13 protein-coding genes and 1 tRNA gene are annotated in these 13,410 nt (G+C 70.1%); 4 read left to right on the forward strand and 10 right to left on the reverse strand.

What is annotated here, in order from left to right:
• Positions 1-762, forward strand: a 762-nt coding sequence (locus tag ACZ6YG_RS43940; protein WP_466021285.1) for a tyrosine-type recombinase/integrase, incomplete at its 5' end; no start/stop codon positions are given.
• A 218-nt stretch (positions 763-980) separates the two neighbouring features.
• On the opposite strand, the gene ACZ6YG_RS43945 is transcribed toward ACZ6YG_RS43940, so the two are convergent.
• Positions 981-1,065, reverse strand: a tRNA-Tyr gene (locus ACZ6YG_RS43945).
• Positions 1,066-1,326: 261 nt separating this feature from the next.
• Here ACZ6YG_RS43945 and ACZ6YG_RS43950 point away from each other — a divergent pair.
• Positions 1,327-1,818 carry a YajQ family cyclic di-GMP-binding protein gene (locus ACZ6YG_RS43950; protein WP_148036498.1) on the forward strand — a complete coding sequence of 164 codons (492 nt, stop codon included), beginning with the start codon at positions 1,327-1,329 and terminating at the stop codon, positions 1,816-1,818.
• 93 nt (positions 1,819-1,911) lie between these two features.
• On the opposite strand, the gene ACZ6YG_RS43955 is transcribed toward ACZ6YG_RS43950, so the two are convergent.
• Entirely contained in the window at positions 1,912-2,793 is an 882-nt protein-coding gene (locus tag ACZ6YG_RS43955) for an FAD binding domain-containing protein (RefSeq protein WP_466021286.1), read from the reverse strand.
• Complete coding sequence (locus tag ACZ6YG_RS43960) at positions 2,790-5,300, reverse strand: molybdopterin-dependent oxidoreductase (protein ID WP_271278331.1); 2,511 nt, start codon at positions 5,298-5,300, stop codon at positions 2,790-2,792. Before ACZ6YG_RS43960 ends, ACZ6YG_RS43955 begins: the two co-directional genes overlap by 4 nt.
• A gap of 94 nt (positions 5,301-5,394) precedes the next feature.
• Here ACZ6YG_RS43960 and ACZ6YG_RS43965 point away from each other — a divergent pair, with 94 nt between their 5' ends.
• A complete protein-coding gene (locus ACZ6YG_RS43965) occupies positions 5,395-5,967 on the forward strand; it encodes a TetR/AcrR family transcriptional regulator (protein ID WP_466021287.1) in 573 nt (190 codons plus the stop codon).
• Here the strand turns inward: ACZ6YG_RS43965 and ACZ6YG_RS43970 are convergent.
• The 5 genes from ACZ6YG_RS43970 to ACZ6YG_RS43990 are packed head-to-tail and all read right to left on the reverse strand — an operon-like array spanning position 5,943 to position 10,374.
• On the reverse strand, positions 5,943-6,662 hold the full coding sequence (locus ACZ6YG_RS43970; protein WP_466021288.1) for a response regulator transcription factor: 720 nt from the start codon (positions 6,660-6,662) through the stop codon (positions 5,943-5,945). The two genes, ACZ6YG_RS43965 and ACZ6YG_RS43970, sit on opposite strands and share 25 nt — an antisense overlap.
• Before the next feature lie 22 nt (positions 6,663-6,684).
• Positions 6,685-7,512: a phosphate ABC transporter ATP-binding protein PstB gene (gene pstB, locus ACZ6YG_RS43975; RefSeq protein ID WP_222709350.1), complete on the reverse strand. Its 828-nt coding sequence runs from the start codon at positions 7,510-7,512 to the stop codon at positions 6,685-6,687.
• 34 nt (positions 7,513-7,546) lie between these two features.
• Positions 7,547-8,437, reverse strand: a complete 891-nt coding sequence (pstA, locus tag ACZ6YG_RS43980; protein WP_148036493.1) for a phosphate ABC transporter permease PstA — start codon at positions 8,435-8,437, stop codon at positions 7,547-7,549.
• A complete protein-coding gene (gene pstC, locus ACZ6YG_RS43985) occupies positions 8,437-9,375 on the reverse strand; it encodes a phosphate ABC transporter permease subunit PstC (RefSeq protein ID WP_148036492.1) in 939 nt (312 codons plus the stop codon). Before pstC ends, pstA begins: the two co-directional genes overlap by 1 nt.
• The gene (locus tag ACZ6YG_RS43990) at positions 9,376-10,374 is read right to left on the reverse strand and encodes a PstS family phosphate ABC transporter substrate-binding protein (RefSeq protein WP_148036491.1); all 999 of its coding nucleotides are present in this window, start codon (positions 10,372-10,374) and stop codon (positions 9,376-9,378) included. It lies immediately after the preceding gene.
• A gap of 214 nt (positions 10,375-10,588) precedes the next feature.
• Here ACZ6YG_RS43990 and ACZ6YG_RS43995 point away from each other — a divergent pair, with 214 nt between their 5' ends.
• A complete protein-coding gene (locus ACZ6YG_RS43995) occupies positions 10,589-11,053 on the forward strand; it encodes an NUDIX hydrolase (RefSeq protein ID WP_261809119.1) in 465 nt (154 codons plus the stop codon).
• Here the strand turns inward: ACZ6YG_RS43995 and ACZ6YG_RS44000 are convergent.
• On the reverse strand, positions 11,028-12,521 hold the full coding sequence (locus ACZ6YG_RS44000; protein WP_148036489.1) for a hypothetical protein: 1,494 nt from the start codon (positions 12,519-12,521) through the stop codon (positions 11,028-11,030). The two genes, ACZ6YG_RS43995 and ACZ6YG_RS44000, sit on opposite strands and share 26 nt — an antisense overlap.
• Before the next feature lie 29 nt (positions 12,522-12,550).
• A complete protein-coding gene (gene htpX, locus ACZ6YG_RS44005) occupies positions 12,551-13,402 on the reverse strand; it encodes a zinc metalloprotease HtpX (protein ID WP_148036488.1) in 852 nt (283 codons plus the stop codon).
• Between the last annotated feature and the right edge of the window lie 8 nt (positions 13,403-13,410).

Consider the following 13,410-nt stretch of genomic DNA (forward strand, 5'->3'; position numbering starts at 1 on the left):
CAGAGTACGAAGCGATCCACTACCGTCACCAACAGGCCGCAGTCACCGCGGCAGAAACCAAGTAGCCGAGTCTCCACGAAACCCGGCGCGGTTCACCCTCGGGTCGTGGTGAATCCGCGCCAGGCACAAGAACTGCTGACCGCGGTGACCTACGTGGGCCGACGCGGCAGAGGCCGGCGGCTGATGGCCCTCTTCGCCTGCATGTATTACGCCGCCCTACGCCCGGCCGAAGCGGTAGGACTTCGCATCCAGGACTGTCACCTGCCCGCGTCAGGCTGGGGACGGCTCACGATCGACGTATCCCGGCCGGAGGTCAACACCCAGTGGACCGACAGCGGAGACGCCCACGAAGAACGCGGCCTCAAGCACCGGGGCAGGCAAGACGTCCGCCCGGTGCCTATCCCTCCCGAACTCGTCGAGATCCTCCGCGAGCACATCGCCGAGTACGGGATCGCCAAGGACGGTCGCATCTTCAGCAGCGAACGAGGCGGTGTCGTGGCCTCCACCGCCTACACCGAGGTCTGGCAGGACGCCCGCCTCCTGGCCTTCACACCCGCCCAGGTCGCCTCTCCGCTCGCCAAGCGGCCCTATGACCTCCGGCACGCGGCCGTTTCCCTGTGGTTGAACGCGGGCGTCTCAGCCCCGGACGTGGCCGAACGGGCAGGGCACAGCGTCGATGTCCTCCTGAGGGTCTACGCCAAGTGCATCGACGGCCAACAGGAGATCGCCAACAAGCGGATCGGCGACGCCCTCGCCGCATGACCACGTACCAACCGCACCCAGAGCCCCGGCCCACCACCGGGGCTCTTCGTCTTGGCCGCGTATTGGCCGAATCCGGCCGCCGACCTGCGGAGACGCGCTCAAGATCATTGCACGTATATTGCGTGACCAGCGACAAACGGCCGCTCAGAGCGGCATCTGGCTGCGTACCCCTGAAACGCAGAAGAGGCCCCGTAGGGCCTCTGAGCTGCTGTTACTGCTGGTGGCAGGTGCAAGGTTCGAACTTGCGTAGGCTGAGCCGACGGTTTTACAGACCGCTCCCTTTGGCCACTCGGGCAACCTGCCGTGTCTTCCGCTCTCGCGGCGACAGAGAAAAGGATAGCGGACTTCCGCAGTGCACGTGACACCAGTTTGTCCCCGTCCCGAATCACTCCGACCCCCTCGTTCCCGCGGACACCCCACCGAGGTCAGCCCCACGACACGGAGCTTTTCCACAGGGCCGGAGGCGGACCCTGCACCGGGCGGAGATGCTGGCTAGGCTCGTGGGCTGGATGCGTTCGGAGTCGGACGCTCACCGGTGCTGACGCAGCTGAGAGGAAGTGTGCTTTGGCCGATTCATCGTTCGACATCGTGAGCAAGATCGACCGGCAGGAGGTCGACAACGCGCTCAACCAGACCGTGAAGGAGATCGGGCACCGCTTCGACTTCAAGGGTACGGGGGCGAGCATCAGCTGGTCCGGTCAGGAGCATATCGAGATCAAGGCCAACAGCGAGGAGCGGGCGAGCGCCGCGCTCGACGTGTTCAAGGAGAAGGTGATCAAGCGCGGCCTCTCCCTGAAGATCCTCGACGCGGGCGAGCCCAAGCTGTCGGGCAAGGAATACAAGATGCTGGTCGCGCTCAAGGAGGGCATCGACCAGGAAAACGCGAAGAAGATCTCGAAGATGATCCGCGACGAGGGCCCCAAGGGCGTCAAGGCGCAGATCCAGGGCGAGGAGCTGCGGGTCAGCTCGAAGAAGAAGGACGACCTGCAGGAGATCATCGCCCTGCTCAAGGGCAAGGATCTCGACATCGCCCTTCAGTTCACGAACTACCGGTAGCGGAGCGGGGCGCGAGGCCGTGCGCGGTCGTCGCGCTCCCGCCGGCACCGTACGCGGTCAGGAGCCCTTCCCCCACCCGGCCGAACACGCTGGTCAGGAGGGTGCCGTGGCCTGTTCCAGCACCTCCAGCACCGTGGCCGTCAGCAGCGTGACCTTGTACCCGTTCGAGGCCGTGGGCGTGCACCGGGAAGCGGCCCGCCCGGCCGCCACCTCTATGGGCTCCCCCGCGGCGAGAGCCTGTTCCACCTCCGGCAGCCGCAGCGGGACGCGGGCGACGCCTCCGACGCTCACGGCCGCCGCGCCGTCCGGCGTCACCCGTGCCACGGCCTCCACCAGCGGCCACTCGGCCTCCGACCGGCTGGTGGCGCGGTGGTACGCGGCCCGTTCGCCGGCCACGGGCGGCGGCAGGTGGACCGCCAGGAGGATCTCCCCGGGGTCGAGCAGATGGTCACGGGTCGGGTCCGAGCCGTACAGCGAGCTGACCGGGAAGGGGCTCCTCCCGTGCACCTCCACCTCGGCGGCGTAGACCAGCAGCGCCATCGCGAGAGACGACGGATGGGGGGCGACGCACGGGCTGGTGTCGATCACCGCGGAGTAGAGGCTGAGCCCGTCGCGGGCGGGGCAGGAGTCGCCGCCGTTCTGGTGGCAGGAGAAGGCCGGGTTGCGGAAGTACGAGCAGCGGTTGCGCTGGAGCAGGTTGCCGCCGATGGTGGCCACGGCGCGGATCTGGGGTGTGGCCAGCGCTCCCGCGGTGAGGGTCAGCGCGGGGTAGGCGGCGCGGAGCCGTTCGTCGCGGGCGATCTCGGCGATCGTGGTCAGCGCGCCGATGTGGGCGGAGCCGTCCGGCTGCCAGGTCACGCCCGACGGCCCCGGCAGGTCCCGCAGGTCCACGTACGGTCCGGTGCCCGGCAGGCTCATCAGGTCGGTGCCGCCCGCGCGGAGCCGGCCGTGCGGCGGGTTCTCAAAGATGGTCACGCTCTGATCCCTTCGAGGAGCCGGTCGGGGCGGATGGGCAGGTCGTGGGGGCGCCAGCCGGTGGCGTTGTGCACGGCGTTGGCGACGGAGGCGGCCACGCCGATCGTGGAGACCTCGCCCAGGCCGACGCCGCGGCCGTTGACGTGGTCCCAGCCGTCCTGGTGGAAGTGGATGGTCATCTCCGGGGTGTCGCCGATGCCGGGGATGCGGTAGTCCTCCAGGTTCGCGGTCAGGACGGTTCCGGTGGCGGGGTCGACGTGGCGTTCCTCGTACAGGGCGTAGCCGATGCCCTGGATGATGCCGCCCTCGCACTGGTTGCGGGCCGGTCTGTCGGCGTAGATGTGGCCGGTCGCGATGCCGCCCCAGACGCGCAGCGGCCTGACCGTGCCCATGCGGGTGTCGACCTCCACTTCGGTGACGTGGACGGCGCCGCTGAATCCGCGGCCGAGCGCCATGCCCTGCACCGCGAACGGGGTCACGTAGCCGCCCCGGTCGCGTCGCCGCTTGCCGACCACCTTGGTGCCCGGAGTCATGCCCTGGGCCCGCAGGCGGCGGGCCGCGTCGCGTGCGGCGGGGGCCACCGAGGTGGTGGTGCGGCTGCCCAGGGACGCCGGTCCCGGCACGGTGCCGGATCGGCCGATCTCGACGCGGATCCGGTCGGCGGGCAGGCCGAGCTCCTCGCGCAGGATGCCGGCGATGACGCTGCGGATGCCGGTCCCGATGTCCTGCGTGGCGGTGCGGGCGACCACCACGTCGTCCTCGACCTCCAGCTCGACCTCGGTGCCGGGGCTGACCGCGTAGAACCAGTTGGCGGCGGCCACGCCGACGCCGCGGCGGTGGCGGCCCGTCTGCGATCCGGTGCGTGGCCTGTCCCGCCAGAGGGGCAGCTCCGCCGCCCGGTCGTAGAGAGCGCGCCGCTTCGGGTTGCCGTCCCAGCGGCGGCGCAGCGCGATCGGATCCTCCTCCAGGCGGTGGGCCATCTCGTCGACGGCCTGCTCCAGCGCCCACAGCAGGGGCGGGGCGCCGGGGCCGCGGAACGGCGTGCCGGGCGGTTCGTTCGTTACGACGTCGAAGTCGCGCAGCCGCCGGGGCGCGGTGCCGTACACGAGGCGGGCGTGCAGGGCGACGGCGGATCCGACGGACACGCCGCCGCGGCCGTGCACGTCCACGGCGAGGGCCGACAGATCGCCCTTCTCGTCGGCGAGCAGGGCGATCCCGGCCCGGGTGCCCGGCCGGTTGCCGGCGTCGGTGAGCTCCTCGGCGCGGCTGAGCACGACGCGTACGGGGGCCCGGCAGGCGCGGGCGAGCTCGACCGCGGCGACCGTCTCCACGGTGATCCCCGCCTTGGCCCCGAAGCCGCCGCCGACGTGCTCGGCGACGACGTGGACCCGGTTCGCGTCGAGCTTCCAGCGCTTGGCCGCCCGCTCGGCGGCCATGGCCACCGTCTGGGTGGACAGGTGCAGGTGGAGGTCTCCCCGCTCGTCCCATCGAGCCACGCACGCGTGCGGCTCCAGCGGCGTGTGGACCTGCACGGCGGTGGTGTACGTCCCGGTGACCAGGAGCGGGTCGGCGCGCCGGCGGGCGGCCTCGATCCGTTTCACCGCGGTGCCGCCGCGCCGGCTCGCCCCGGTGAACGGGCCGTGCACGTTGCCGTTCCAGCCGCCGGGCAGCGTGAGCCCTTCCCCGGAGGACGGGGCCTTCTTCCTGGTCCGCTCGTCGTAGACCGGCGGGGCGCCGGGCGTGTCGTCGAGCGCGGCGGGGAGCGGCTCGTAGCCGATCCTGGCGGCCTCCGCGACGGCCAGCGCCTCGCGGCGCGTGGGCGCGGCGACGGCGGCGATCGGCTGGCCGGCGTAGCGGACGATGCGGTCGGCCGGGAGCAGGTCGACCGTGGTCCCGTCCACGTCGACCGAGGTGACCAGCGCGTGCGCCCGGGTCGAACGGATGATCACGCCTTCCCACTGGCCGTCGTGCCGGATGTCGGTGGTGTAGCGGGCGCGGCCGGTGACCTTCTCGACGGCCTCGACCCGGGCGGGCGTCGGGGTGCCGGAGTCGTGCTCGCCCCGGCACGCGGCCTCGATCGCGGCGTAGATCCCCGCGTACGCTCCGCAGCGGCACAGATGACCGGCCATGGCGGCGGCGATCCGCTCGCGCGGCGGCGCGACGTCGCCGTGCTCTTCGCGCCAGGCGTCGACGAAGGCGGCGGCCTCCACCACGAAGCCGGGCGTGCAGTAGCCGCACTGCAGCCCGTCATGGGCCATGAACGCCCGCTGCACGGGATGGTCGAGTCCTTCGGCCGTGACGACGGCCCGTCCCTCCACCGCGGTGGCCGGGAGCAGGCAGCTCACCTGCGGGGTTCCGTCCACCTTGATCGTGCACGCTCCGCAGACTCCGGTACGGCAGACCGCTTTGGCCCCGGTGAGGCCCAGGCCGTCGCGTAGGACGTCGACGACCACGTCGTCCGGGCCGGCGTCCGCCTCGGTGGGCACGCCGTTTATGGTGATTTTCATGTCACTCCTGCTGACGCCGTCAACATCGGATGTTGACAGTGTCAGCTACCATCGCTGACGTTGTCAACATGGGAGGTCGTGAGAGGGTGGACGCATGGTGGACGACACCAGGAAGCGGCTGATCGAGAGCGCGCTGAGCCTGCTGCGCGAGGAGGGCCTCGACGCCGTGACGTTGCGTGCGGTCGGCGAGCTGGCCGGTCTGTCGCGGATGGCCCCCTACCGGCACTTCACCGACAAGACCGCCCTGCTGGCGGCCCTCGCCGCCCGGGTCATCACCGACCTCAGCACTCACGTCGCCGCCGCCGTCCTGCGCCACGCCGGCCGTCAGGAGCGGCTCCAGGCCTTCTACGGCAGCTACGTCGAGTACGCCGTGGCGCATCGCGAGGAATACCGGCTCGTCTTCGCCTCCGCGTTCTCCGCCGGCGACCATCCGGAGATGGAGAAGGCGCTCGACCAGGTGATGACCGCGCTCAGCCTCGACATCACCGACCACGGGCCGGTCAACAAGGCCACGATGATGGCCCTGATGTCCACCGCCCACGGCCTCGCCGAGCTGGCGACGGCGGGCCACCTCGCGCACAAGGCGATCAGCCTGGAGGACGTCATCGACATCATCATCAGGGGCGTCGGCCGGTCCGGTGCTCAGCCGGGGGCGACCAGGCGGTAGCCGACTCCCCTGACGGTCTGGATGAGCGTGTCGTCGGTGTCGCCGAGACGGGCGCGCAGGCGCTTGACGTGCACCGCGATCGTGTTGGTGGCGATGTTGTCCCCCGAGGCGTGCCAGACGTGCCGCATGATCTGCTCGCGGGTGACGGTCCTGTCGAGGTTGCGCATCAGGTAGTGGAGCAGCTCGAACTCGCGCAGCGGCAGGTGGACGACCCGGCCGGCGACCTTCACCTGGTAGGCGTCGGCGTCGAGCTCCACGTCGCCCACGGCGATGAGCCGGCCGGCCTCGCCCGCCGCCGTCGCCTGGATCAGGGGCAGCAGCTCGTGCAGCCGGTACGGCATGGCCACGCAGGCGGTCGCCCCCGCCGTGAGCGCCTGCACGGCCAGCTCCGCGTGCCCCTCCCCGATGCCGAGGAGCACCGGCATCGGATGGCTGATGCGGATGGCCCTGACGAAGTCCACGGCGCTGATGAGCGGCAGCGACGCGCTCACCAGCACCACGTCCGGGCGCAGCGCTCCCGTCTGGATGAGCGCCTGGGCGCCGTCGGCCACGCCCGTGACCTCCACGCCCTCGCGGGCCAGGGCCGCCGCGAGCGCCTCGACCCCGGCCGAGTCGGGGTCGGCCACCAGCAGCATCGGCACCGAAGGCGCCCCCGCCCGCGCGCCCCCGCCGAGCGTCGCCTGCGGCTGGATCACCCGGGTCCTCCTCTGAGTCGGGTCACCCGAAGCGACCGGTGATGTAATCCTCGGTGCGCTTGTCGGTCGGGTTCGTGAAGATGCGGCTGGTCTCGTCGAACTCCACCAGGCGGCCGTGCCGCTCGCCCTTGTCGTCCACCTCCGCGGTGAAGAACGCGGTGCGGTGGGAGACGCGGGCGGCCTGTTGCATGTTGTGCGTGACGATGACGATCGTGTAGTCGCGCGCCAGCTCCTGCATCAGGTCTTCGATCTTGGTGGTGGCGATCGGGTCGAGCGCGGAGCAGGGCTCGTCCATGAGGATCACCTCGGGCTTGACCGCGATCGCCCGCGCGATGCACAGCCGCTGCTGCTGGCCGCCGGAGAGGGACAGCGCGTTCTGCTTCAGCTTGTCCTTGACCTCGTCCCACAGGGCCGCCCGGGTGAGCGCCTCCTCGACGAGGTCGTCCATCTTGCCCTTCAGGCCGTTGACGCGGGGGCCGTAGGCGATGTTGTCGTAGATGGACTTGGGGAACGGGTTCGGCTTCTGGAACACCATGCCGATGCGCCGCCGGACCTCGATCGGGTCGACGTGGTCGCCGTAGAGGTCCTCGTCGTGGTAGAGGATCTTGCCTTCGGCGCGGGCGCCGGGGATGAGGTCGTTCATCCGGTTGAAGCAGCGCAGCACGGTGCTCTTGCCGCAGCCGGACGGGCCGATCATGGCAGTGATCTCACGATTGCCGATGATCATGTCGACGCCGCGGACGGCCTCGTACTCGCCGTAGAAAACACTTAGACCCGACACGGTGAAGACCGGGTCGAGGGATTCGATGGTACGGGGGGCGCCGGGGGCGTTGACCGCGATGTTCTTCATGGTTGTCGTCTCTGTCTCGCTCATGTTTCTTCCCTCACCAGCGCTTCTGGTAGCGGTTACGAAGCCAGATGGCGGCGGAGTTCATCAGCAGCAGGATCGCGAGGAGGATCACGATCGCCGCGGCGGCCAGGTAGTGGAACCCTTCGCGCGACTGGGAGATCCAGTTGAAGATCTGGATCGGCAGGACCGTGTAGCTGGCGAAGACGCCGTCCGGGTTGAAGCGGATGAAGGACACCGCGCCCAGCATCAGCAGCGGGGCCGCCTCGCCGATCGCCCGGGAGAGCGCCAGGATGGAGCCGGTGGCGATGCCGGGGATCGCCGCGGGCAGCACCTGGCGGGAGATCGTCTGCCACTGCGTCGCGCCCAGGGCGAGCGAGCCTTCACGGATGGACGGCGGGACCGCGCGGATCGCCTCGCGCGAGGCGATGATCACGACGGGGAGCACCAGCAGGCCCAGCGTGATCGACGCGGTGATGACGCTGAATCCCAGGGCCAGGGCGCGGGCGATGATGCCGAGCCCCAGGATGCCGTAGACGATCGACGGCACCGAGGCGAGGTTCTGGATGTTCAGCTCGATGACCCGGTTCCACCAGCGGGACTTGTCCGCGTACTCCTCCAGGTAGATCGCGGCCGCGATGCCCGTGGGAATGGTGAAGAGCGCGGTCAGCGAGATCACCCAGAGCGTGCCGGTGATGGCGGACTGCGCGCCGGCGATCTCGGGGTCGCGGATCGACGGCATGTTCTCCCACAGCCGGGAGTCGAGCCTCGGCCAGCCTTCGACGAGCACGTAGGTGAGCAGCGCGGCCAGGAAGATGAACGCGATCGCCAGGCTGGAGATCAGGGCGATCCTGAACAGGTGCTCCCGGACCGGCTGCCCCTTGCCCGCCAGCTGCACGGCCGAGCGCGGGGTGGAGAGGACGGCCATTATTCGTACACCTCACGGAACTTGCGCACCAGGCGGGCGCTGACGAGGTTCATCAGGAACGTCATCACGAACAGCAGCGAGCCCACCGCGAAGATCGTGTTGTAGTCGACGGTGCCGACCGGCACGTCACCCGATCCCGCCTGGGCGATGAACGCGGCCATGGTCTGCATCGCCTTGCCGATGTCGAGGGTGAAGTTCGGCTGACCGCCACCCGCCATGTAGACGATCATCGTTTCGCCGGCGCCCCGCGAGATCGCGAGGATGACGGCCGCCACGATGCCGGAGAAGGCCGCGGGCAGCACCACCCGGAGCGAGGTGACCATCTTGGAGGCGCCGAGCGCGTACGAGCCCTCGCGCAGCCCGGCCGGGACGGCGGCCATCGCGTCCTCGGAGAGCGAGGCGACGATCGGGATGATCATGAACCCGACCACGAGCCCCGCGCTCAGCGCGTTGAAGATCTCGATCTCGAACGGCAGGATGCCCCGCAGCAGCGGGGTGATGAAGCTCAGCGCGAAGAACCCGAAGACCACGGTCGGGATGCCGGCCAGCACCTCGAGCGCGGGCTTGCAGAACTTCCTGACGCGCGGCCTGGCGTACTCGGACAGGTAGATGGCGGCGGCCAGCCCCAGCGGCACGGCCACCACCACCGCGATCCCCGTCGTGATGAGCGTCGCGCTCACCAGGGGCAGCACGCCGTAGGTCGGAGGCTCGAACAGCGGCCCCCAGTTGGTGGAGGTGAAGAACTCCAGCGCGCTGACCTCGGTGAAGAACCGGAGAGTCGGCTCCAGCAGCGACACCACGATGCCGATCGTGGTCGCGATGGACACGAGGGCGGCCAGCATGAGGACCGCCTTGATGAGCGCCTCGCCGTAACGCGGGCGCGACCGCGCCAGGGACGAGGGTGCCCCTGACGCGGTCGCCGAGTGTCGCGCGGCCATCTAGCCCTGCTTCAGAGTGTCGAGGTCACTCTTGAGCTTGGCCTCCTGCTCGGAGTTGAGCGGGATGTACTTGGCGTCCGTCGCGATCTTGGCGATGTTGGCGACGTAGAAGTCGAGGAAGGCCGCGACCTCGGGGCGCTTGGCGGACTCGACCGACGGGTAGAGGAACAGCGGCCGCGCCAGCGGGGTGTAGGTGCCGTTCTGGGCGTTCTCGGAGCTCGGCGCGACGCAGCCGTCGCCGGAGTCGATCTCGACGGCCTTCAGCTTGTCGGCGTTCTCCTCGAAGTAGGTGAAGCCGAAGTAGCCCAGCCCGCCCTTGGTGCCGGTGACGCCCTGGACGATGATGTTGTCGTCCTCGCTGGGGCTGTAGTCCTTGCGGCTGGCGCCTTCCTCACCGTTGATCTCGTCGGTGAAGTAGTCGAAGGTGCCGGAGTCGGTGCCCGGGCCGAACAGCTTCAGCGGCTCGTCGGGGAACTTGGCGTCGACCTGCTTCCAGCTGGTGATCTTGCCCTCGGCGCCCGGCTCCCACATCTTCTTGAGCTGGTCGGTGGTGAGGCAGCTCGCCCAGGTGTTCTCCTTGTTCACCACGACGGTGAGGGCGTCGGTGGCGACCGTGAGCTCCGCGTACTTGACGCCCTTGGCGTCGCAGGCGGCCTTCTCCTCGTCCTTGATCGGGCGGGAGCCGTTGGAGATGTCGGTCTCGCCGTTGCAGAACTTCTCGAAGCCGCCGCCCGTGCCGGAGGTGCCGACGGTCACGTTGATCTTGGGCTGCTCCTCGGCGAAGAACTCGGCCGCCGCGCTGGTCAGCGGCGCCACCGTGCTGGAGCCGTCCGCCTTGACCTGGCCGGACAGTTCGCCGCCCGCTGCCTGGCTGGCGTTCGCGCTCGCGGTTCCTTCACCGGCGGGCGGAGTGGTGTTGGTGCCGCCACATGCGGCGGAAAGGGCCACGACGATGGCGGCCGTCGCCGCCGCGCTGAGGCGGCGCTGTCCACTGGTCACGGTGTGCGTCCTTCTCCGTATGAGATCCGTAGTCGATGCACTTCGATAGAACCGGTCCAAAGTGAACAGACGGAGAACAGGCCATGACCACAACCGGAAAGCGTGTATCGAAGCGCGTGAACCCTTGGCCAGAGATACACGCTCACCTGGGCGTCATCCCGGGTTCATTGCCCCTTCATGGCCCTGACCCGGCGTAAGCTTCATAGACGTGACGATGATCCCCCTGCGCCGTTACACCGCGCGCGCCCTGCCGATCGACGATCTGGGCCGCGTCCTGCTGCTCAACGGGTTCGACCCGGTCCGCCCCGACCAGCCGTTCTGGTTCACGATCGGCGGCGCGGTGGAGGGCGAGGAGAGCCTGCGGGAGGCCGCCGCGCGGGAGCTGTTCGAGGAGGTCGGCATCCGGGCGCCGGCCGACGCGTTCACCGGGCCCTACGGCACCGGCACCATCGAGTTCTCCTGGGCCCATTACGCGATCGTCCAGGACCAGACGTTCTTCGCCGTGCGCGTCGGGCGGGCGGCGGTGTCGTTCGAGCACATGGAGCAGATCGAGAAGGACACCACGATCGGCCACCGCTGGTGGGGCGTCGAGGAGCTGGAGACGACCGACGAGGTGATCTTCCCGGCGGACATGGCGGCGATCCTGCGCGCGATCACGTCGGGCGCAGCACCCGCGTAGCGCCCGCGATCAGCGCCGTCGCCAGGATCCACCCCGCCACGACCAGCCCGTACGCGAGAGCCTGCGTCCAGCCGGCCGGGTCGAACATGTCCCGCTGCCCGAACGCCGACCACGGCAGCAGCAGGTCGAAGGTGTAGGCGAACGGGTCGAAGCCGGGGGCCTCGTCCGGCTTGACGGCCCGCGGCGGGTTCATCCCGAACACGACCGTGCCGATCACCAGCAGGATCCCGAACCACACCGCCGCCAGCCAGGGGCGGTAACCGTAGCCGACGGTGAAGTCGAGCAGCCGCCCCCACAGCCGGCCGCCCAGCCCTTCCGTGCGCCGCCGGTTGCGCAGCTTGGCGAGCTGGGCGCGGCGGGCCAGCGCCTCGTTGCCGTCACGGCGGTACCACGCCACGAGCTGTTCGTACGGTTGCGGCCGGAATCCTTCCGGGTCGCGGCTCACCCAGTCGATCCGCCGGGCGACGCCGCTGCCGCGCAGCCGCTCGTACGTCAGGCCGTTCAGGCGCAGCCTCTCCGGCCAGGTGTCGGGCGAGTCCTGCAACGTCCCGACGGTCGAGTGGGCCAGCGTCACCACGCCGTCGATCGGCTCGTCCGGTTTGAGGTAGAACTCGCGGACCTCCATGTGGCTCGCGTGCAGCGCGTACGGGGTGTCGGGGCTGCGGATGACGCCCCTGATCGCGAGCAGGCCGTTCACCCGTGACCCGCGCAGCCGCACGCAGCCCAGCGACAGGAAGTCGCCGGTGCACCGGAGCGCTTCCTCGACGACCATGCCGTCGGCGTCGAGCGCGAGCCTGCCCGGGTTGCGGAGCTTCGCCCCCGTCAGGGAGAGCCCGCCGTTCAGCCGGGCGCCGGCCAGCCGCGTCATGCCGGTGATGTCGGCGTTGCCGAGGTAGGCGACCGAGTCGACGATCATGGCGGTGCCCTGCAGCGCCGGCTCGGTCTCGTGAGGGTGCTCCACCTTGGTGCCGGCGAGCCACAGGCCGGTCGCGAACTGGGCGCGCATCACCTGCACCGGCCCGGTGACGTGCGAGCCCGACAGGCTCAGGTGCCCCTCGACCCGCATGCCGACGCCGCCGAACGACGGCAGCCGGCAGTCGGTCAGCCGTACGGTGCGCGTCCGGCAATCCGTGAGCCTGACCGGCCCTTCCAGGTGGCAGCCGCTGAGCACCAGCTCGTGCTCGACCGTGCCGCCGAAGATCTGCAGGGCGCCGGTGATCCTGGCGCCGCTGACGCGCACCGCCGGGACCGCGCCGGCGCCCGCCTCACGGGCGCCGAGCAGCAGCTTCGCGATCACTTCCGCCCGGACGGTGCGCTCGGGCCCCCACGTGTCGCCGTCCTTGGGCGCGTTCACCCCCGCGGTACGGGTCGCGCCCGGCTTGACGTCGGCGAACTCCACCATCTCCCCGGTCGGGAAGGCGTTCCACACCCTTCGCTCGGCCTTGGTCAAGCGTAAAGATCGCGCCATGCCGTCGATTCTCGCCCTTCCGTGTCCGGTCAGCGCCGGTAGCCGGCCATCCGCTCCAGCCTGGCCACGCGCTCGGAGGTGGGCGGGTGCGTGGAGAACAGGCGGCCCAGACCGGCGCCGCTGAACGGGTTGGCGATCATCATGTGGGAGGCGGAGGTGAGGCGGCTGTTCTCCGGCAGCGGCAGCCGCCGCGCGCCCATCTCGATCTTGCGCAGGGCCGAGGCGAGCGCCAGCGGATCACCGGTCAGCATGGCCCCGGACTCGTCCGCCTGGTATTCGCGGGTACGGGAGATCGCCATCTGGATCATCCCGGCGGCGACCGGGCCGAGCAGCATCATGAGCAGCGCCCCGAGGAAGCCGGGGCCCTCGTCGTCGTCGGATCCGCCGAAGAACACCGCCACGTAGCTGATCCAGGTGATCATCGTGGCGAGCGCCCCGGCCACCGAGGAGACGAGGATGTCGCGGTTGTACACGTGGGACAGCTCGTGCCCGATGACGCCGCGCAGCTCGCGCTCGTTCAGGAGCTGGGTCAGCCCGTACGTGACGCACACCGCGGCCTGGCGGGGGCTGCGACCGGTGGCGAACGCGTTCGGCTGCACCGTCGGCGAGATGTAGAGGCGAGGCATCGGCTGGCGGGCCTCGGTGGAGAGCTCGCGCACGATCCGGAAGAGCGTGGGCTGCTCGACCTCGCTGACCGGCCGCGCGCGCATCGCCGACAGCGCGATGCGATCGGAGAAGAAGTAGGCGAAGCCGTTCGTCGCGAGAGCGAGCAGGAACGCGATCTGCAGACCGGTGCCGCCACCCAACCACCAGCCCAAGGCGATGATCGACGCGGACAGGCCCCCGAGCAGGAGCGCGGTGCGCAGACCGTTGTGGTGCAAGGTTCCCC

This window comes from Nonomuraea sp. NPDC054003 (genome assembly GCF_055585125.1).

Excerpts from the sequence above, each read along its gene's own strand:
- ACZ6YG_RS43960 (WP_271278331.1), bottom strand. The coding sequence starts at position 5,300 with ATGAAAATCACCATAAACGGCGTGCCCACCGAGGCGGACGCCGGCCCG.
- ACZ6YG_RS43965 (WP_466021287.1), top strand. The coding sequence starts at position 5,395 with ATGGTGGACGACACCAGGAAGCGGCTGATCGAGAGCGCGCTGAGCCTG.
- pstB (WP_222709350.1), bottom strand. The coding sequence starts at position 7,512 with ATGAAGAACATCGCGGTCAACGCCCCCGGCGCCCCCCGTACCATCGAA.
- pstA (WP_148036493.1), bottom strand. The coding sequence starts at position 8,437 with ATGGCCGTCCTCTCCACCCCGCGCTCGGCCGTGCAGCTGGCGGGCAAG.
- pstC (WP_148036492.1), bottom strand. The coding sequence starts at position 9,375 with ATGGCCGCGCGACACTCGGCGACCGCGTCAGGGGCACCCTCGTCCCTG.
- ACZ6YG_RS43995 (WP_261809119.1), top strand. The coding sequence starts at position 10,589 with ATGATCCCCCTGCGCCGTTACACCGCGCGCGCCCTGCCGATCGACGAT.
- ACZ6YG_RS44000 (WP_148036489.1), bottom strand. The coding sequence starts at position 12,521 with ATGGCGCGATCTTTACGCTTGACCAAGGCCGAGCGAAGGGTGTGGAAC.